This window comes from Odoribacter sp. AF15-53, from assembly GCF_003479425.1.
Classification (GTDB): domain Bacteria; phylum Bacteroidota; class Bacteroidia; order Bacteroidales; family Marinifilaceae; genus Butyricimonas.
Genome location: NZ_QUHC01000001.1, coordinates 757,609 through 779,101, shown reverse-complemented (window position 1 = coordinate 779,101; position 21,493 = coordinate 757,609). Strand labels below are relative to the sequence as shown.

Genomic DNA, 21,493 nt, shown 5'->3' with positions numbered 1-21,493 from the left:
GCGGGGAAACCGCTTGGTAATCAACCCTCCCCCTGTGTAAGGGGGAGCCGGAGGGGGTAGTTGTTTATCGCAATGCCGACTTTTTCAGTGGCCTCGTTTATAGAGGAGGTGACCGAAGGTCGGAGGAGTTTATTGAAAGAAAACAGGACTTGTTAGACACCCCCAAAGATACTAAATCTCAGAAAAACAAATCTGTTTTTCACCCAGAAGTTTATTTTATACTTATCTCATCAAACACGTATGAGAAAGGTGCGTATTTTTCCAGTACAAACAAAATATACCGGATATCCACCGCTATCCCCCGGCATATATCCGGATCATATTGGTAATCGGAAGCGACTCCTTGCCAGATACGATCAAAATTAATACCGACCAGTTCTCCCCTCGCATTTACCACCGGACTCCCCGAATTTCCACTGGTAGTATGTATATCGGTCATAAAACACATTCTTAACTTGCCCTCGTGATCCGCGTATCGTCCGAACTCCCGGGATTGATATAATTTCTGCATTTTCTTCGGCATGTAGTATTCCTCGTCCTCCGGATGATTCAAATATTTATCATACATCCCGTCCAGCGTCGTGTAATACCGATATGATAACCCGTCTTCCGGTTCCCCTCCACACACTTTACCGTAAGCAACGCGTAAAGAACCATTGGCATCCGGATACAACATTTTATCCCGGTTCATTTCCAACATTCCTTTCTGGAAACTCTTGTACAAAGGCACCATTTTCGTCTGCCACGCTCCTCGTTGACGAGCGATACGCTCCACGTAAATCCGGTAATAGCTAATAGCCAACTGGTACAACGGGTCTTCCGTGATCACTTTCACCCCATTTTCCTTACCCGATTCCAAAAAAGTCAATAAATCCCGCTCTTTCGTGAACATGGATTTGGCAAATATATCTTGCGACAACTTCTCCACATCCCCGTCATATTGCTGCAAATATTTGATCATCACCTCTGCATGAAACTTGGCCGGCATTCCTTCATAATAACGCACCAGCATATTACGAAATGTTTTACGATCAATCTCGTACGACCAGTTTCCAAAAAACTGTTTGGTCAACCCGATTAACCGTTTGGATTCATTTTTCTGGCTGGCCTCTTTCACCGGTTTACGCCCGTTATACATGGCAACTAATTTTTCAAACTTCCCGATAAAAGGAACAATCTCGGCACCGTTCAATCCCGCTTCCGAAAAATAATCATTTGCCAGGTTATATTCGGACAATTCCTTGTAAACTTCCCGCATATCATTTAACACAGACCCGTATTCGGACTTGCGTTCCGGGGAAGCTTCAACCCATTGTTGAAAAGCCTGTTCTTCTGCTTCTTTCTTTTCGATCAATCCCATACGTCGTACACCCTGAATCTCCCCTTTCCATTTCAAATAACTATTTGAAATAGAAGACAACCGGGTTGAATAACGCAATCGCAATTCCGGGTGTTCCTCCATTTCCTGTTTCAAAATAGCCAGTTTCTCCCCCCGAATCTTTACTTTTGCCGCATTCTGACCTTCAATAATCGCCTGTAAACCAAAAGAAGGCACGTATTGACGGGTAGAAGCCGGATAACCCAACACCATAGCGAAATCATCCTCTTTCACCCCTTTTAATGAAATTTTCAAATAATTCGTGGGCTTATAAGGCACGTTTTTCTGATTATACGCACGGGATTCATTATTCTCGTTCACGTAGACCCGTAAAAAAGCAAAATCCCCCGTGTGTCTGGGCCATTCCCAATTATCGCTCAATCCCCCGAATTTACTGATAGCCATAGGAGGAGCCGCCACCATCCGAACATCCTTGAACAAACGGTACACGGACATGACATATTGATTATTGGCAAAAAGACTCTGCACACGCATTTCCAGATTTTTTTCTTTTTTCACCTCCTCTGCCAACTTCTTCCCGTTCTCGTTCACCTTACGCACGTATTCTTCTCCCGATAAACCTTGCGTCCCCTCCGTCATCCTGTCGGTCACGTCCTCCATCCTAACCAATTGTTTCACCATTAACCCCCGGCAAAAACTCTCCTCTTCCCGTCGACTCGCCCAATACCCATATTTGAGAAAATCATTCTGCGGAGTAGAGAAACGCTCTATATAACTCATGATACAATGAAAATTCGTGATCAATAAGCCTTGATCCGACACGAAACTGGCCGTACAAAAACTGGCTAAATTATCCGGTCCTTCGGTAACCAAACCGATCACCGCATCTTTCAAACAAGCCTGATTCACACTATAAATCTCCTCGGCCGAAAGCTTCAAACCCTTCTTACGCATCTCCGCGAACTTCTGATTCTTCAACAATATCGGTAACCACATTCCCTCGTCAGCACGAACTTTACCTATTGTAATTGCAAAAATTACAACACACAACAATACTAATCTCCACATATTTTTATCGTTTTAAAATATCTAACATAAATTTTGCCTCTCCCGAAGATTTTGCCCACCGTTCCAACTTCTTTTCCAAACGAACAGCTTCCCCTCGAGCAATAGCGGTTCGCAAATTCTCTGACGCTTTTTTAGGTTCTTCTTTTCCATCTGTCTCACACAATTTTTTCAAAGCAATCACGTAAGCAATCTGCCTGTTCCGGGAGTATAAATCGTCACTATTCACCTTTTTAGCGAACAAATAATTTGTAACATCCGACAAATATTCATCTAAAGAATACGTGGAAGTTATCATTCTGGACAACAAATTCGGCGACAACAACGTCCCTATTATTTCACCCTGCCGCCCCATGATTAAATCTGTCTTGTCACCAATCAAGCCAAATAGTCTATCATCAACCATCCAACTACCGGACTCCTCCAGCTGTTTCAAAACAAACAAGACAGTTTCCCTCTGCCGCTCCCGGTCCACGGGAATATAACGACGTTCTCTCTGTCCGACAGTTCCCGGCAAATAATACACGCCTCCCAAGTAAGAAGCACAATTATTCATATACTTGTAAAACTGTTTTATCCCGGCCTCATACATCTCTTTCATCCGGTCATAACTTTCTCCCTCATCCGCACACCATTCCGTTAAATGCTTCATAATATACCGCAAATTAGCAATCCCGTAAGTAGCAGATTTCAAGAGATCGTCCCCAAGCATATCCGACTGTCCCGAAGGATCGGGAACCACTGGGCCCATCGCCATATTGGCAAACAAATAGACCGGATCATCCCCTTTTTCCCGGAACATCCGGTCCAGTAACGGCAATTCTTCCTCTGGTGTATTTGCCTCGTATAAAGGTGTATACCCCCAACGGATAGCAAAATAATCAAAAGGTCCCAGCAAAGGAGGCGTCATTTTCACGCCACGAGCCGCATCCCCCGGTTGAGCCACGTAATTATTACGAGCGTAATCCATGATAGAAGCCGTGGTTCCGAATTCTCTCGTGAAAGAAGGAGAACGTAAAGAATCAACCGGGTAGGCAAACGAAGCTCTCATATTGTGCTTCATCCCCAAAGTATGCCCCGTCTCGTGAGCCACGGCATAACGGATTAATTCCCCCATTGTCTCCTCATCCAACTCTTTCCCCCGTACAGACGGATCGGCTGCAGCCGTCTGGATAAAACGCCATTCCTGCAACAGGCGAACGACATTATGATACCACAAAATATCGGCCTGAATAATCTCTCCCGAACGGGGGTCCGTCCAGATTGGCCCGGATGCGTTAGCATCTATCGTGGGAATATACCGGAAACAATTCACGGTCAAATCTTCACTATTAAAATCCTTTGACGGGAAATCTTTCACTTGCATCACGTTTTTAAAACCAATAGCCTCGAAAGCCTTATTCCAGTCCAATATCCCCAAACGGGCATATTTCTTCACCAAAGGCGGTGTTGCCGGATCAAAATAAAAAACAATCGGCTTCATCGGTTCCACGAGTTCTCCCGCCATATACTTTTCTTTATCTTCCGGCTTCGGCTCTATTCTCCACCGGGAAATATACTTGGGACGGTATACCTTCTTGGTGGTATTATAAACCGTCTTGGCGGAAGAAAAATATCCGACTCGTTCGTCGTCATAACGGGGACGCATCTGCTCTTTCGGTAATACCAACAGAGTGTAATTAATCGTCACCCGAAACGGTTCCTTTCCACCGGTATAAGCATACAAGGTCGTCACGTTTACCCGGTTCTCATGATTAGAGAACCGGACAATTCCAGAAGCTTTCGGTTCCAATCTACCTTGCTTGATTCCTCCCGGTAACGGACTGACTTCATTAATCTCATCGCTGAAATAACGAGTCACATCAATCACGGTTACCCTCCTCTCTTCTTCTCTGGCAACCACATCAAACACGTGCAGCACCGGAACCGTATTATTCCGGGCTATCAACCGGGCCGCGGGATCATCCTCCCGCCACACAGCCTGAGACACCAACTTCTCCATGTTCAACATCTTTCCATTCGACACAAACCGTACCACGATCGGATTCCCCATCGTCTGCCCCGCCGAGATATTTTTCTGTACACTCAGGTCCACAACCCTAGCACCCAGAAGTAAATCCCGTCCTAAAAGAGAATCGGAAACTTCCAAGTGATAGGCCTTTCCCCGTTTTACTATTTTCAAAGGATTCTCTGCATCTACCCGCATCACACAAAATACCAATCCTAACAGTAACAATAATTTACACATACTACAATGAGTTTATAAAGTTTATAAGGTTTATAAGGTTCATAAAGTCACGGGTGTCCTTCGGACAGTGTTTATCGGCAGCCTTGCTACCGTAGACAAAGCGCTCGCTAGGGGCCACAAACTTTATAAACCTTATAAACTTTATGAACCTTATAAACCCCTATGTACTCCCTACCTCGTTAAAATCCCGATTGAAATTCCCCCGCTGAAACGAGACCCGAAACTATCCGTGAATACATTTCCGGCATACCCTTTCACGTAAGCTGTCATGGCTGTTTTTTTCAATTTCACGGGAAACGAATATTGTAAATCAATCTTTGTCTCCAATGTTTTCGCTTTATAAAAATCCATATCCGGGCTCATCACGTTTTCCGTGAATACATTTTCTTCTACCAGATGCATGTTTGTCTCCACGGGCAAAGAACCGTTCACGGTTGCCTGCAACCACAGCTTCCCGTTTGATTTATTTATCAAACGTCCGGCACCGTTCACCCCCACGCGCAAAGTAGAAATATCACGGGTGGATTCGGGTAAAATATAACGCTCTTCCCATCGCCCGAACGCGCCTTTAATCCCGGCAAACCAACAATAATCCTTGCGGGAAATATCTCCTCTATACAACGTGTAATCAGCACTCACGTTCAAATAATTATCCTTAAACGTCACGTAATTATACAAGGTAACCCATTTCTCGGACACCATTCCGTTACTATGCGTGATATTCACCTGTTCCTGCACGAATTCCTCGGCCTGTCCTCTGGTATAATCCGCATTTATATTCAAAGCCTGTAAGAAACGGGCATTTTCCACCCGAAAACCGGAATAAAAACTAAACTTCTGCGCGTTATAATCTCCCGGCTCTTGTCTCTCCCGATCCACGACATCTTCCATCAGACGCTCGTATCCCAAAGAAAACATCCACGCCCCCTTCTCTCCTTTCAACTTGTATTGCAAATCTCCACCAACCATGTTCCCCATCGTGCGGCGATTCACTTTTCCCAACTCCGTTGTCATCCAGTAATTCTCCATTCCCTTAAACAGATAATACTCGAACTGTTTTTCCCTCTGCACCGTGGTAATATTATCCAATCGCTCTTTCCGGAAACGATAATACACGTCAAAACCCAACGCGTGCTTCTCCGATACCTGATATGTAATCGAGGGAATAATAGCATAATCAGCCATCAAAACCCGGGAACGAGGGTCACGTAAACGAGATAAATCACCAACCACGTAATCCACTCCTACCCCAAAAGTAAAACGTCCGATAGAACCGGTTGCCAGTTTTACTTTCAGATCAAACAATTGCCGATCATAACTTCCTTTCACGCTACTACCGTAATTATAAGGGCCGGTATACTCTTTCACCATCATGTCCGCCCAAGCTCTCTCGCTCTCCCGATCCATGGTGAATTTAAAACTACCCCAAACATACAAATTACGAGCAATCTTGGAATAACGTTCCGCCAGGAAATTCAGGCCATTCACCCGACTTCCCTCCTGTGCCCGGTGATAATCCCCGGAAGAATGATACACGCCCAACCACGCGTCTCCATGATCCGCCACGGGATCAAATCCCAATCCGGCCGCGTTCCGAGTTGGCAACCACAATTGCCTTACCATCTCCAGCGTTTGTTTTTCCGGAGTCACCAAATCCGTCGTGTCCGTAGAAGTCTGACTTCTTCCAACCACACTCGCCAAGAGTGCCAGACACAAGTATATATATTTTCTATACATCACTTTATACTTTTAATTATTCCTGAGGTTGTAATTCCGGTTTCGTGTAAATCAACGGTCGTATATCTGACGTACACACGAAATCTTCCAATGAATTATTCGTATCCTGCAACACGACACGCCCATCCTCTTCTACCTTAGCAACTTTTCTCTCCATACTCTCTCCCGTTCTTCCGGCTGCTGTCGAAAGCGTCTGGTAAGAAGCGTCAATCGTGGCCGGCATTCTCTTCTTCGCGAGATCCACTCCTTGGGCATTATACTTTAAAAATTCCACGCCATCCAACACCATCTTGGTCTTTATTTGCAGATACCATTGAGAAGACGCGCTAGCGTTCGGCTTTTGTTTCTTTGGCAAATCCTGTATATTCTCCTCGTAACGGAACAGGATCAACTGGTTACCCCCACCCACAACCATATTCAACCAATCAATCGTGGGAAAAGCCTTATACACGTGCGGTAACTGTTCAACCAAAGCGTTCTGGGGTTTATTAACGGCTTTTACCTCGTAATCCGCATTGCTCAGATCCAATGACAACGGGGCATCAATCGTGTGATTGATAGCTTGCCTTGCAATCAGTATACTCTCTCCCGGCCCCACTTCCCGGGTAGGCAATTGAAACACATCCTTTGCATAAATATAATCTTCCTTCTCGTCGGCAAACCAAGGCGTACTCTCCGTTTCTAACAAAGCGATATAAAGATTCTCCGTCGAAACCGCCTGATCCGAATTATTATAGAGTTCGATATACTGATCCACGTCATAATTCCGGTTATTGGCATTCTTCGTACCGGAATAGTACACCTTGCTAAATATCAAACTTTGACGGATCCCGACCTGTAAAATCAACTCCCCGCTATAGTCCTCGTAAACACTTATATTTGCCAACACTCCGTTTACCATCACATCGTTATCTTCCACCGGGGGATTTACCATATTACCATAATCCTCCTCAGGCAAAATCGTCGAAACGGATAAGTTGTATACACCGGGTTGCAAATCATGAAACACGGCCATTCCTTCCGCATCCGTAACCGTCTTGTAAGAAGCCCGACTACCCTTAATCTCGACCTCTTTATTAGCATAACGGGTATCCACGAAATCAGATTCCTGATAACGAATCTTGATCGCCACCTCACGCACCGGGGAGATATCCGCCGTTGACGGCATACATCCCCCACACAGGGAAACTATCCCGCAGAAGACCATCAAATACCGAAATATATTTATTCTTTTCATATTCTCTGCAATTAAAGTTTAATAGAAAGTTCCACTCCAAAAGCAAACGAGTTCAAACTTCTCTCGCTCAATGTTTTTGTCTGGTTACTATGTTGCCAGGGTTGATAATACGGCAGGTTATTCACGTAAAACGAAAAACCTGCAAAATCAGCGATATTCTTCGTCAGTCGTAAATTTAACAACCATATCGGCGGTTGTTTTGTACCGCTCTTCGTCTTGGGATCAATAATCTGGTCTTTCAACAAATACCCCCCGATACGGCAATCCGGATCGTTCAACATCGTCTCCGAGATCTCGTGATACTCCAATTTATTTGTCAAATATCCCACGGGAACCCGTTTCGGATTTGTTGATTTCGTGTAAGAATACCAAACAACCTGACACACGGCAGAGGCTACCATTTTCAACCTGGGAATATGGCACACGGCCTGCAACTGGGTGCTGAATTGTTCTTGAATATCCTTTTGCTTCTTACTGGGATACATCACCAAGAGGGGTGGTGTTTCCGAATCCCCGGAATAACCGACCGGGCGACTGGAAAGCATTTTAGTCGAATAACTCTCCGTTCTCATATACCCTCCCCGCAGATATAAATTCGTCCGGATAGGGTTGATTCTACCAAATTCAAAATCAAACTCGATTCCCTGATTCAAGCTCCCGCTCGTGTTTCCCGTCTCCCCGGTAGTTGTCATCACCGTATCCCGCTTGTAAGGTTTGGAATAATCTATCGTGGGTTTACCCCCGTCCGGGTTCGGTATCACGCCACCATTCGACGTGTCATAATAATCAAACGCGTAAGTCACGTAATTAGACAAAGCACCGAATCCCAAATCATTCTTATCCCGAAAAGCGGATATCGACAACACCTTACCTTTCGGCAATTTCACGTCAAATCCCACCTCGTAACGAGTTGTCGTGGAATTCTTCAATTTTGAATTATCCACTTCTATAATCCGGGTATCGTACATCATCAATTGTTCATCCGGATTCCCCGTCCCGTAATTCACGATATCGCGATCCACGTATTTCAGATCCGGGTACAAATGTATCAATCCCGGAGTCTTGGCATTTTTACCGAAAGCAGCTTTCACATCCAACCATTTCGTTGGCGATAAAGCCAAGTTCACCCTGGGGGACAATGACCACACGCTCTCATCCTTACCGGGTTGCAAATTCGTGTAACGTACACCCGCTTGGATTTTTACCGGAAAATCCTTAATATTCAACGTGACATTATCCTCAAAATAAGCCGACAACTGGTGCAATGCCGGTATTTCCCGAAAACCTCTGGGACGTGCATTCGTGGGTTTCAAAGGCAACGCGTCATCCGTGTTATAATCTCCTTCTCCCCGGTTGCGACTATATTGATATTCCACACCCATGTTAAAACGTTGATTCAGGATACCGCTTTTCACGAAAAACTCGTTACTCACCTTGGTAAACAAATTTTCAGGTTTACCGATCGTTCCTCCCGAAGTCTTGTATGACGCGGGCAACACGATCGCCTCGTGAATACCTTCCTCTTTCGCCGTGTAAATTGCCTTACGCCCCGTGGCACTTGACACGATTGCCGATGTAAAATAATCGGAACGTCCCATCGTGTATCCCACGTTATAACGCAACGTCCGGCTTAACGCCATATTTAAGGCGAAACTTCCCTCGTGACTGAACTTCAACGTGTAATCTTTATTTTTAGTATACGTACCATAATCCACTTCATCCGGATCCTGATCCGTGTTATCCACGATTCCCGAATAAGCCGCCCGGGCCGTCATACGCCAAATTCCCAACGTATTGGAATAAGCCACCGAACCGTTTATCCGGTCAAAAGACTTGGTCTTCAACCGGGGATCACCGGAAGACCGCAAATAATCGAAACTCCCGTTCAACATACCTCGCTTCTCGCCCAGATTCCAACCTTTATTTAAAGAAGATTGAATAATAGAAGGATTCACTTTCACTCTCACATGGTAAGGACTCTCCCCCACGCTTGTCTTCACGATAACCGCACCGGCACTCAAATCCCCGTACTCCACGGAAGGAACACCGCGAATCACTTCAACCGACTCGATATTATCCGTCCCGATCTTACGTAAATCGTATCCACCTCCCACCACGTTAAACTCGTTCGAGTTCAAATTCGTGTTGTTCGACATCGGGATACCGTCCACCATGATTGAAACCCCGAAAGCATTATTCACATCCGAACTCAACGTTCGCAGGTAAAACTGCTCCGGGCTCGTCATCAAACTATTCTCCTTCAACAAGTTTCCAGGAAGTAATTGCATTAAATCCGCCAAGCTCGTTGCCTGCATGTGATCTATCGCCTGACGTCCGATCTTGGAACTCGTTGCCTGTCCGGCAGCATTTTTGGTCGCTACCACGTTCACTTCGTCCAAAGCCAGAGAGGTCTCGACCATCTTAACCTCCAACGAAAAATTCTCCTTCACGACAATCATTTTCCGGTAATTCTCGTACCCTAGAATCTGTAAATCCAACTCGGTTTCACCCAGCGGGACCTGACGTAAAACAGCCACCCCGTTCACATCCGTCACGCCATAAATTCCCAATTCCCTCATGATACAGGCCACCCCGGCTAAAGGATAACTGCCCGTACTGTCCTTCACCAGTAGCGTGATATCCGTTCGCTTCACATTTTGATTAGGCAATTCCACGGGCCGATCCACGATCACCACCTGCAAACCGATCATCCGGTACGTGTAACGGCTTCCCTTGAACACCCGGTTCAACACACTGTCCAACCGTTCATTTTGAACCGAAACGGTAATCCCTTTAAAACTCTTCTCCTGCGCATCATTAAAAAAGAAACGATAATCCGTCTGTTTCATTATTTCCTCAAAAAGTTGAGTCAAAGTAGCACCCTTCAACTCCAACGTCACATTCTGACGTACTGCTCTCTGAGCCAATCCTATGGTCGGTACGTATAAAATCGTCCCTACCATTATAGCCGCGAACAAAAATCTTTGGTCGAAAATTTTTATCCAGCGTCTACAATACTTACTGATTTTTTTCATAGTTTTGTAGCTACTAGTTGATAAATAAAGTTATTAAACTACCTTTAAAAGAGTATCCTCATGTTTGGTCGCATACCGGGTGCTCTTTTAATCTTTCAATACCACTTGTTTTCCATCTATCATATAATTCATATTCAAATTTGCACATACCGTTTCCAGAGCCATCACCACGTTCCCTCGCTCGAAAACACCACTAAACAACAAATCCTTTCCCCGGGTAGACTGGTCTTTAATAGAAACCCCGAACCAACGCTCCAATTTACGCATCACATCCGAAAAAGGCTCGTTTCTAACGACAAGTAAACCATCCTTCCATACTATTTCCCGGGAAGCATCTACCGCCTCCGAATTCATCTTTTTGGACATCAAGTCAAAGGTTATTCTTTCATCCGGCCGGGCTATAACGCTATTTCCACCCGCTCTCACCCGTACTGATCCTTCTACCAGTGTCATGAAAACCCGATCGTGATCCCCGTAAGTATTTACTTCAAAAGAAGTCCCCAACACTTCGGTAACCATATCCTTCATAACCACGATAAAAGGTCTCTTCGCGTCTTTTTCCACTTCAAAATACACGTTTCCCTTCACGGTCACCACCCGTCTTTCATTCCCGAACCGGGCCGGGTAACGAATCGCGCTTTCGGAATTTAACCATACCTTTGTCCCGTCGGACAACACGATCGACATACGTTCACCACCGGGAACCACCACCTCATTCATCACCTCTTCCTCCACCACCTGCTTATCCGATGACTCGTACACCAATCCTTTTCCGGCTTCCTGTCTGATTTGAACTTCACCCTTCTTTTCATGAATCACCTTCTCCCCCGTATCCGACACTTCCACGGCCTTACCATCTGCCAGAAACAACGTCACCCCGGTAGCGTTCTTCATGGGGATATCCACGTACTCCGCCACGCTTACCTCCCCCTCGTCTGTCTGTTCCGGTTTTAAAAACCAAAAAACAGACACCGCCAATATCACGATCGCAGCCGCGTATTTCCACATATCCCGTAATAAAAACGAAGTCTTCTTTTTCCGGGAAGAAACCATAAATCGTTTATAATCCTGCCATCCGGCTTCCACGGCCCGGTCATCGCATTGAATGCCAGAAGAAAGATTCCATATCTTTTTGAATTCTTCGAAATAGGTTTTATTCCCCTCCAGACGAATCCATTCCCCGAACACCCGCACATCTTCCCGATCCGCGCTATCATCTAAAATCCGGGTTAACAATTCATCTATATTCTCAAAAGTCTCTCGCATAAATTTTCCGTTTTATGCTCTTAAGACAAAACACTCCCGATTTACCCCTAAAGATTTACCCGAAAAAAATAAATAATTGTAGCAGCCACCCCAATTCTTTTCGTAACCGCTTGATTGCTATTGTCATTTGAGCCTCCACGGTTTTCAAGGATATTCCCAGTTGATCCGCGATCTCCCTATTTTTCAGCCCATCCACCTTACTCAACATGAAAATCTCTCTACATTTTCCCGGTAAACCCTCCACGGCTGTCATGATTGCCCGTTCCATCTCGGAACGCTCCAAAATCATCTCCGCCTCCGGGGTTTGTACCACGGTAGAAAAATAAAGTTCTTTCAATTGCTCTTCCTCGTACTTCCGAATCGTCTTTTTATGCGTGATCGAATTCAAACAATTATTATACACGGAACGGTACAAATAGGCTCGCGGGGACACCGCAATCGTCAACGTCACACGATTCTCCCACATCCGGTAATAAGCCTGTTGAACGGCATCTTTCGACGCCTCCGGATCCCCCAGAATACGGCTTGCATAATTCAACAGGTCTTTGAAATAAGTCTTGTAAACATACTCGAAAGCAAGTATGTTTCCCTCATTCAAAGCCGATACTAAAATTCCCGTATTCGTGTAATCCATAGCAAGAATAATACATCCGAAAAACAAAAATAGTAAATAAATCGGATATAGCAATACTTATTTAGAATAAATAAACACAATCCACGTGTTTCGGTCAATAAAAATTTCGCGTTATTTACCAATCCGGACTCTCATATACACCAAATCCCAAGGATCATACCGTTTCCGATGCTTTCTTCTTGATCGCGGGTATTTCCACCGGTAAAAATCTTTCACGGTACGTTGCCTTGTGAACTGAAAACGTTTGAAATAAGGCACCTTATCCCCACTTATAGCGACCGTCAACCACCGGAATTTATTCTGATAATAATCAATTACACAATGAACCAAGTACGTACCATAAAACTGACATTGAAAATCAGGATATACGGCTAAATTCACGATCCGACCTTCTTGATTCACGACCATGATCCCTATTACCATTTCTTCTTTTATCAAACCGAATACTTCACAAGTCTCCAAATAATTCCATTTCTTTTCTAAAGAGCAGTCCCCGTATTTTAACAATTCGATATACTCGTCCAATTCGCCCTCTAACTTCTCCACCCTTTGCGCCGGTTTTTCCAGACGCATAAACAACAGGGGATAAGGGGTCGGACAATCTGTTTCCTCCTCCCGCATCTCCCTATCGACAACAAACCCTCGCTTTTTATAAAATTCAAATACCCGCTCATCCGGAGTTCGGATACACAGCAATGTTTCCGCATGATAAACTTCAACAGCTTGCTTTAATAATCTACTACCATATCCCTTACCAAAATAATCCGGATGCACGTATAGCATATCAATATACGTTCTCCTTAAAGCTAAAAAAGCCACGAGATAACCATTTTCATCAACCATCCACATTCTAAAAACAAATGGTAATTTTTCCCTGATATCATTTTTATGTAACTCGATCATCCCTTCAGTCCACCAATCACACGTGGCACGTGTCGCGGCTTCAAATATCTCGACTGCTCGCTCTATCTTTTCCTCACTTGTCATTTCGTCTGCTTTCTTCATAGTATTCCATTTTAATGATTAAACACTTTTGACAAGAATCTCCCAAAAGCTGAATTACATTCAAAATCCGCCACCACCGCCTGTAATGGAACTTTTACGCCTCGATCCGAAATGAAGATTAACACAAATATAAAGAAAAAAACAATACCTGTATCCCCCCTTTATCTCATTTATTCTGTTTAAATTTGCAGCGCACACGATAAATTTACTTCCTTTCTACCTCCCCCGATGAATTGCTCAATGTTTGAAATATATTACCTTTGTACCCGTAATCAACAGGAGAGAGAAAACCATGAAAAAAGCACTTGTTTTATTGTCCGGGGGACTGGATTCCACCACGGCCCTATACGTTGCCAAAGAGCAAGGATTTGACGAAATCTACGCCATCACGTTCGAGTACGGACAGAAACACGATAAAGAAATAAAAGCGGCTAAAGCCGTGGCTAAAGCGGCCGGGGTTAAAGAACACAAATTCGTGAAAATCATGTTGAACCAATGGGATGGTTGTTCCCTCACGGACGAGAAAATGGATATTCACGACGGGGATATCAACCGCACAACCATTCCCGACACTTACGTTCCGGCCCGTAACATGGTATTCCTTTCCGTGGCCGCTTCCTATGCCGACGCGCTCGACATTACCGACATCTTCATCGGGGTCAGCGAGGTAGATTACTCCGGGTACGTGGATTGCCGCGAGGAATTCATCCGCTCCATGGAACAAACCATTAACCTGGGTACCGTTCTCGGGGCCGAGAAGAAACAAAAGATCACGCTCCACGCCCCTTTCATGCACATGACCAAAGCCGAAGAAGTACGCTTAGGCACACGCCTCGGGGTTGATTACAGTCTCACTTGGACTTGCTACCGCGGCGAAGAAAAACCTTGCGGGACGTGTGATAGTTGCCTCCTTCGTGCAAAAGCATTCGAAGAAGCGGGAATAAAAGACCCACTGGACAATTAAAATTCATTTATTTTAGTTATTTCTCTGATGCAAAGGTAAAAGCAAAGCCCCGCGACGTATTTGCCGCAAGGCTCAATTTATCTCATTCGGAGACCCAGCTTACAATTTATTTCAGTTTATCGTACTGCTCATCAGTCACGGGTTCCAGCCATTCGTTGGACGTGTTCTCTCCGGGAATCTCAAAAGCGAGGTGCGCGAACCAACTATCGGCCGCCGCGCCGTGCCAATGCTTCACACCCGCGGGGATATGGATGACCGTACCGGGCAAAATCTCCCGTGCCGGTTTACCCTCCTCCTGATACCAGCCCCGTCCGGCCACGCCGACAAGCATCTGACCGCCTCCTTTCGTGGCCTTATGAATGTGCCAGTTGTTGCGACAGCGAGGCTCGAACGTCACGTTAGCAAACGGAATCTGTTCGGTCGAAATGCGGGCGAGATAACTATTACCGATAAAATACCGCGCATATGCCGTGTTCGGTTCACCGATGGGAAAAATCATTTCACGCTGGAATGCAGCTTTAGCATCGTTACCGGTCGTATCTTCCGCCCATACGTCTTTAGCAAGACGGAAGGCCGCCCACGCTTTAGGCCATCCGGCATAGAAGCCAATGTGAGTGATGATTTCGGCAATTTCAGTACGGGTAATACCGTTATTCTTCGCAGACTGGAGATGAAATGTCAGCGAACTGTCCGTGATACCTTGACTGATGAGCGAGGTAATCGTAACCAGACTACGGTCGCGAAGACCAAGTTTGTCGGTCCGGCTCCATACCTCACCGAAAAGAACATCGTCGTTAAGTTCCGCGAATTTAGGAGCGAACTCACCGAGCTGATCACGCCCAGCCGTTTGTACTATCTTTTTTTGTGCCATAACATTAAGTGTTAAAATGCTAAATACTGAAATTAAAATGATTCTATTCATGATTCTTTATTGAATGAAGTTATTTGATGTCGAACTCTTCCATTTCCCATGCAGACAGACGAACCGTTCCCGCACCGAGTAAGTTTCCGCGATCCATATTCTACGCTTTTAATTATTCCTGTTCAAAAACTTTTTGAAGAAATCGCTTATCTTGTCGAATGGAATCACGCCGAGGTTATCGTACAGGTCGGTATGGTTTGCACCGGGGACTATCAAAAGTTCCTTGTTGTCACCAGTCAGCCGTTTATAGGCATCCTCGCTGAAATAGCGTGAATGGGCCTCGGCACCATGCACCAGCAGCACGGCACCGCGTATCTCGTCGATATAAGAGAGAATTGGCATATTGATGAATGCCAGAGAACTGGTTTTGGAAATTCCTTTTGTGGAATTGGGCGAACGGTGGTGGTAACCGCGTTCGGTCTTGTAATAATCATGATACTGACGGACAAAAAGCGGAGCGTCTTCCGGAACAGGATCGACCACGCCGCCATCACGCTCGTAATTACCGCTCAGATAGTCCTTCGTGCGCTGTACGTTCAAAGCCTGACGCAGCCTATAACGTGCATCGGCATTATCGTTGGCATCGAAATAACCTTTAGCATTCACGCGGCTCATGTCATACATGGTCGAGGTAACGGTAGCCTTGATTCGCGTATCATTGGCCGCGGCATTCAAAGCAAATCCGCCCCAACCACAGATGCCGAGTATACCGATACGCTCAGCGTCTACATCCTCGCGTGTCAGCAGGTAATCGACCGCCGCGCTGAAATCTTCCGTGCTAATCTCGGGCGACGTGAGATAACGGGGTTCTCCGCCGCTTTCCCCATAAAACGAAGGGTCGAAAGCAAGGGTCAGAAAACCGTACTCGGCAAGTGTCTGGGCATAACGTCCCGACACCTGCTCCTTTACGGCCCCATAAGGACCGCTCACGGCGATAGCCGCAAGATGTCCCCGTGCATTTCTCGGTTTATACAGGTCGGCCGCAAGCGTAATGCCGTAGCGGTTGTGAAAAATTATCTTTACATGTTCAACCTTATCGCTCTGTGGGAAGGTCTTGTCCCATTCTTTAGTTAATTCCAATGTATCCATATCTATTGATTTTATCTCTTTTTCTATTGTCCTTCCCGAGGATGCCAATGCACCAGCAAAGGTTAGGAACGTAATCATGGTAATTACTTGTATCTTCTTCATCTTAATCGTATTTATTCATCCTTCCTTGTCTTGTAACGAAGCCAGACTATACCGGAATCCCATTGCTCCACGCTTTCCAGTTTCAGACGGAACGGGTTGCATTCCTGTCGGGTAATACCGTCGAAAACAGCCGTTTGTCCTTCACGACCGTCAATACCTGGTGCAACCATGATGCTGACCTCGTCAATCAGTCCGGCTTCAAGAAAGCCGCCACAGATATGTCCGCCCCCCACGATTGCCAAACGTCTTACACCAAAGTGCTCGTAGAGTACCTCCATTGCCTTGGGCAGGTCAATACGCTCTTTTCCGTTCGCGATCCATGAAATACCTTGCGAACGGAGCGTTTCCAAATACGTTTCGGACACTTGCTCGCTAACAATACAGAGTATCGGATGACCGTCCGCCTCGTCGGCTTGCCAACGAAGTTTTCCGTGGGTATCGACAACAATCGTGTATTCATCGGACTGCCGGGCTACGTGTACGGATTCCCGTCCGACGGCATTACCCGTCTCCGGGGTAGTTTCTTCTTTCACGGCGGTACACTCAAGGGCAGTCGTGACACGCCCGGAAAGTTTCGAGCAAGGGCCTAGTTTTTCCAATGCAACGTAATATTCATCCGTGCTCAATTGCCCGACCATCGGGCAGTCGATGCGACCATCGACCGAAATCATCATGTGACTAATAATGTATGGTTTCATATTCTTAATTATTATTTTAATATACGGTAAAAGTAAGACAACTTTGTCGTTCAGATAATAGACCAATTACGGATTAAGCTACCTTTTTTACAGGAACCGGTAATTATTACAACTTCCCCTTTCATCGTTTTCATGATTTCCACGTTTTAATGTTTTAATGCAAAGGTAAAAAGAGAGCCTCGCGACAACTTTGCCGAGAAGCTCAAATTACTTTGTCGTGAAGTTCATTCCGACATTCATCCTCGTCTGTCCGGTTCAAATCACGCTAGAGGCGTAACCGTATGTCTTTTCAGTAAGTGTTACCTTAAAGAGAACAAGGATGAAAGGTAGATGACGGTAACTCGCACCAGTGTCTCACTAGTAAGTTCATTGAAAGTTAACTGAAAGTTGATTGAAAGTTGATTGAATATTCAATTGATGCATAATCGAAGCATAATCGAAGCCTAATTGAAGAATTAGTGAATCACCGGTTTATCCCCGGCGAAAGTATAGTAGAATACGAGTAAAGAACCCTCGTTTTTTTATGGATTCTACCGGGTGAAAGAATCATTATATCATTTGCAATTTCCCGAAATCTCCCTACTTTTGTTCAAATTGTTCTCATGCAATTAAAACCGAACAATCAAAATCATTAAAATTAAAATTAATACATGCTTATCAGGAAGTTATTCAAATTCGAAGGGGCGCACATCGTGAGGAACTGCTCGTCACACCGTTGCCGGGAAAACATACACGGACATTCTTATATCGTGGAGGTATTCATCACTTCCGACAAACTGGACCGGGGATACATGGTGATGGACTTCGTGTTACTTGACAAGGTGAAAGAACTCGTGGACAGTTTCGATCACACCTACTCGCTGTGGAAAGAGGAATCCGATGAATTGAAATCCTTCGTGTACAAATACAACCGTCGGGTAGCCGAAATCCCGGTCTCCCCTTCCGCCGAGGGATACGCTTTGTTGCTCCTCTACCTGATCGACAAAATCCTCCAAAACACGGAACACAAAAATGGCGAGGGTAACGTGCAATTATCTTCCGTGCGGGTACACGAAACGGCAACCGGGTACGCCGAAGCATTCCGGGAAGATTTGAAACTCGTGAACTTCGACATTCACGACATACACTTCTCCGAAGCCATTCAGGAAGAATGGAAAGAGAACGAGTGGTGGAAGAAATTGAATTAAAAAACAGAAAATAAAAACGCGACATATGTTACATTTGGCGAAAGACGGTATTTTCCCGATCACGAAAGATAAAGACGGTAACCTGTTAAAAAACCTGCCCGCCTCGGGCCTGCAAGTCCCGGGCACGATTCAGGGCGAGGGAAAATTAAACGGTATACCTTCCTTATTTATCCGGCTAGCCGGATGTAACTTGCATTGTACGTGGAAAACGCTTGCCGGCAACATTTGCGAGTGTGACACGGCATACGCGGCCTTCAAGGTCGAAAACTCGTTCTCGTTGCCCGTGGAAGAAATCGTGCAGACCATTCGCCACAACCGAGGTAACATCGACCACATCGTGATCACGGGCGGGGAACCTTTTCTACAAGCGGATGAGGTTCGGGAATTATGCCGCCAGTTGAAGGTTCTGGCCCCTTTCCACATCACGGTGGAAACCAACGCCACCATTTACCCCGAACACGTTGTCGAACACGTCGATTTCTTCAGCCTTTCCCCCAAACTATCCGGCTCCGTACCTCCCCCTCCACACACCGAACACCACGACAAAACCCGGATAAACCTCCCGGCCATCCAGTCGTTCATCACGCACGCCCGGGAGAACGGCAAAGACTTTCAACTCAAATTCGTCTACTCCGGCGAAAATGACATCATCGAAATCAAAAACCTTTTAGCCCGGTTACACGACTGGAAAAAAGAAGACATCCTACTCATGCCCATGGGAGCAAATCCCGACGAACTACGCCTTTCCATCCCCCAGACATTGGAACATTGCATCCGCTACGGGTGGCGTTACTGCGATCGGTTGCACATATCACTGTTCGGGAATAAACAAGGGGTTTAATCCCAATTTATCAAACGCCTCGAACACGTTTGAATACGGGACGTGATGATTACTCAAATCCATTGGCAATCCACGAGCGTTACTCATAGCAATTCCAAGCTTATCCCGAAGTTGAAAATACAAATTACTCTTAGAAAAATATTCAACGCTCTTTTCGTAATTTTCAAGACGTCCCTCTTTTTTCAATTCCATAATTACCTCGTTACAATTACGGAATTGACGATCAGTAAAAATAAAATGTAATAACAACCAGAATTCAAAAGCAGGATTACTCTCTATAAAATATATCGAATCCCGATACTTCTTCACACATGTAGCTTTTTCCTTCATGTAAGCTTGTTTACGAGTGATATCCGCGTTAATGTAATCCATATCAACTAGACAAAAGACCACATCATACTCTTTTGCTAGCAAGGATCGGGCTTTCGTCAAGATATCACTATAATCCGGATGTTTCGGTTTATCAGGTTTCAGAGTTATATTGCATTTTTTCAAGATTTCCTTCTCTCTCTCTCGTAATCCATCGAAATAGAAAAACTCAGTGATTCCCTCACCAATAATAGCATAAGACTTACGAGTCTCTTTCATTCTTTTCATTCGAGCCATAGCTATCATTTTTTAGGTATAAAAATACTACCTAACATGGGTTTAGCTCCAAATTTCCCCGCATTATAGGCGTTCAGAAATGATACCCCATTGCGAATATTAAAATCATCCAATGAAAATAATTCCGTTGAACCGTCATCTCGTTTCTCGGTAAACCAAACCACATCTTTACGCAAATCATCAGTATCCAATAATTGGAGGTTATGCGTGCTAAAAACGAGCTGAGAACGTGTCGAATTAACCAAGAATAAGTTAATAAAATGAAAGAATAAATCCGGATGTAAAGAGTTCTCAAGCTCGTCAACGGGTATAATAGCATTCCTTTCCAACAATGTATTCAGTATGGTTCCCAAACCATAATAACGCATTGTTCCAGCCGATTCAAGCGTGTCAGGCAGATAATGCACGGAAGCTTCCCCGGCAATAGAAATAGTATGTTCGAACATCAATTCCGTATTTTTCTTATCATTCTCGTTTTGTTGAACATCAAAACCCGAAATATTAAAATCAGCACGATGCAACAAATCCAGCAAGAAAGCTTTGTTTTCTTTCTCCGCTTCAACCTCTCCTGTAGCCCAAGTTTTCAGGTCTATTTGAGGTAGCAACACGGGTAACCATTGTTTCTGAAAATAATTATATACACGTTCTAATTCGGGAAATATAAAGTTTGCCGTGGCATAAGCCGAAATCACGCTCATATTACTAAGCGTATTTACCTGCAATTTCTCTTGTTCGGCAACATTTAATTTCACTTTACTCCCCAATTGAATTCGAGTAATTCCATTAATCGTAACACGAGAAAAAACTTCCGCCGGTTGCTTACCCGGATAATACTTTAATGTTTCCTTCAACACGGCCCCATTATTCACTTCTATACAGTAAATATGCTTTACCTCCTCCACGAAAAAGATCAACTCAAAAATCCCGGGCTCTTTCTTTGTAACATCATCCAACAAAAACGGAGTAAATCCAATAGGCTGGGTTTTATTAATTTTAGGAGAAATAGCTAATTTGCGCAAAAAGTCAAGAGCCAAAAGCACGTTCGTTTTACCGGAAGCGTTAGCACCATAAAGAATACCAAGTTTCAGAATCCTCGTATCATTAATTACAGTCGTGTAATATTGCTCGGCAACCTTATCAGAAGAGGCTTCAAAACTTAATACCTGCCAATCCTTGGCCGATCTAAAATTCCTATATTTAAACTCTAAAATCATATTTCAATATATCAATCATGCATATATTTTGCAAATATACGAAATTAAACAAACAAACCAACACTTGTATATTGAATTCACACGTGAAATTAACCAGACCAAGAAGAAATCAGAAGGTAATTAAAAAAAGATAAGCAACCACGACACGCAAACCGACATGCCTTATATAGCACAAAGACGACTTCACTTGGCTATATCTCGTCTATGTCTCGTCTTTATCTTGTCTTTAATCACGGATCAAGACATGAATTCGGCTCGAAATTACCTAAAATTCAACATGAAGAAATTTACACATTTCCCTGAG

At 44.6% G+C, this 21,493-nt stretch carries 16 protein-coding genes; 3 read left to right on the top strand and 13 right to left on the bottom strand.

Annotated features, from left to right (window positions below; all coding sequences use genetic code 11):
* Positions 1 to 211 precede the first annotated feature (211 nt).
* The 8 genes from DWW52_RS03150 to DWW52_RS03115 form a co-directional block, all read right to left on the bottom strand.
* On the bottom strand, positions 212 to 2,407 hold the full coding sequence (locus DWW52_RS03150; protein WP_118714000.1) for a S46 family peptidase: 2,196 nt from the start codon (positions 2,405 to 2,407) through the stop codon (positions 212 to 214).
* 4 nt (positions 2,408 to 2,411) lie between these two features.
* Complete coding sequence (locus DWW52_RS03145) at positions 2,412 to 4,652, bottom strand: zinc-dependent metalloprotease (protein ID WP_118713999.1); 2,241 nt, start codon at positions 4,650 to 4,652, stop codon at positions 2,412 to 2,414.
* A gap of 171 nt (positions 4,653 to 4,823) precedes the next feature.
* Positions 4,824 to 6,389 (bottom strand): DUF6850 family outer membrane beta-barrel protein, encoded by a 1,566-nt coding sequence (locus DWW52_RS03140; protein ID WP_118713998.1) that lies wholly within the window; start codon positions 6,387 to 6,389, stop codon positions 4,824 to 4,826.
* Positions 6,390 to 6,405: 16 nt separating this feature from the next.
* Positions 6,406 to 7,626, bottom strand: coding sequence for a DUF4876 domain-containing protein (locus DWW52_RS03135; protein WP_118713997.1), 1,221 nt, complete (start codon positions 7,624 to 7,626; stop codon positions 6,406 to 6,408).
* 11 nt (positions 7,627 to 7,637) lie between these two features.
* On the bottom strand, positions 7,638 to 10,661 hold the full coding sequence (locus tag DWW52_RS03130) for a TonB-dependent receptor (RefSeq protein WP_118713996.1): 3,024 nt from the start codon (positions 10,659 to 10,661) through the stop codon (positions 7,638 to 7,640).
* An 87-nt stretch (positions 10,662 to 10,748) separates the two neighbouring features.
* On the bottom strand, positions 10,749 to 11,927 hold the full coding sequence (locus DWW52_RS03125; RefSeq protein WP_118713995.1) for a FecR family protein: 1,179 nt from the start codon (positions 11,925 to 11,927) through the stop codon (positions 10,749 to 10,751).
* A gap of 55 nt (positions 11,928 to 11,982) precedes the next feature.
* Positions 11,983 to 12,561, bottom strand: a complete 579-nt coding sequence (locus DWW52_RS03120; RefSeq protein ID WP_233556670.1) for an RNA polymerase sigma-70 factor — start codon at positions 12,559 to 12,561, stop codon at positions 11,983 to 11,985.
* A gap of 111 nt (positions 12,562 to 12,672) precedes the next feature.
* Positions 12,673 to 13,566 (bottom strand): GNAT family N-acetyltransferase, encoded by an 894-nt coding sequence (locus DWW52_RS03115; protein ID WP_118713994.1) that lies wholly within the window; start codon positions 13,564 to 13,566, stop codon positions 12,673 to 12,675.
* 292 nt (positions 13,567 to 13,858) lie between these two features.
* Here DWW52_RS03115 and queC point away from each other — a divergent pair, with 292 nt between their 5' ends.
* On the top strand, positions 13,859 to 14,530 hold the full coding sequence (queC, locus tag DWW52_RS03110) for a 7-cyano-7-deazaguanine synthase QueC (protein WP_118713993.1): 672 nt from the start codon (positions 13,859 to 13,861) through the stop codon (positions 14,528 to 14,530).
* A gap of 106 nt (positions 14,531 to 14,636) precedes the next feature.
* Here queC and DWW52_RS03105 read toward each other — a convergent pair whose 3' ends face one another.
* The 3 genes from DWW52_RS03105 to DWW52_RS03095 all read right to left on the bottom strand — a co-directional run bounded on the left by DWW52_RS03105 (position 14,637) and on the right by DWW52_RS03095 (position 17,341).
* On the bottom strand, positions 14,637 to 15,452 hold the full coding sequence (locus DWW52_RS03105; protein WP_118713992.1) for a carboxymuconolactone decarboxylase family protein: 816 nt from the start codon (positions 15,450 to 15,452) through the stop codon (positions 14,637 to 14,639).
* 108 nt (positions 15,453 to 15,560) lie between these two features.
* Positions 15,561 to 16,643, bottom strand: a complete 1,083-nt coding sequence (locus tag DWW52_RS03100; RefSeq protein ID WP_118713991.1) for an alpha/beta hydrolase — start codon at positions 16,641 to 16,643, stop codon at positions 15,561 to 15,563.
* An 11-nt stretch (positions 16,644 to 16,654) separates the two neighbouring features.
* Positions 16,655 to 17,341 carry a dihydrofolate reductase family protein gene (locus DWW52_RS03095; protein ID WP_118713990.1) on the bottom strand — a complete coding sequence of 229 codons (687 nt, stop codon included), beginning with the start codon at positions 17,339 to 17,341 and terminating at the stop codon, positions 16,655 to 16,657.
* A gap of 650 nt (positions 17,342 to 17,991) precedes the next feature.
* On the opposite strand from DWW52_RS03095, the gene DWW52_RS03090 reads away from it, so the two are divergent.
* The gene (locus DWW52_RS03090; RefSeq protein WP_118713989.1) at positions 17,992 to 18,528 is read left to right on the top strand and encodes a 6-carboxytetrahydropterin synthase; all 537 of its coding nucleotides are present in this window, start codon (positions 17,992 to 17,994) and stop codon (positions 18,526 to 18,528) included.
* A gap of 25 nt (positions 18,529 to 18,553) precedes the next feature.
* Positions 18,554 to 19,369, top strand: a complete 816-nt coding sequence (locus DWW52_RS03085) for a 7-carboxy-7-deazaguanine synthase QueE (RefSeq protein WP_118713988.1) — start codon at positions 18,554 to 18,556, stop codon at positions 19,367 to 19,369.
* On the opposite strand, the gene DWW52_RS03080 is transcribed toward DWW52_RS03085, so the two are convergent.
* Positions 19,340 to 19,975 carry an RloB family protein gene (locus DWW52_RS03080; protein WP_118713987.1) on the bottom strand — a complete coding sequence of 212 codons (636 nt, stop codon included), beginning with the start codon at positions 19,973 to 19,975 and terminating at the stop codon, positions 19,340 to 19,342. The two genes, DWW52_RS03085 and DWW52_RS03080, sit on opposite strands and share 30 nt — an antisense overlap.
* A gap of 5 nt (positions 19,976 to 19,980) precedes the next feature.
* Entirely contained in the window at positions 19,981 to 21,189 is a 1,209-nt protein-coding gene (locus tag DWW52_RS03075; protein ID WP_118713986.1) for an ATP/GTP-binding protein, read from the bottom strand.
* Positions 21,190 to 21,493 lie beyond the last annotated feature (304 nt).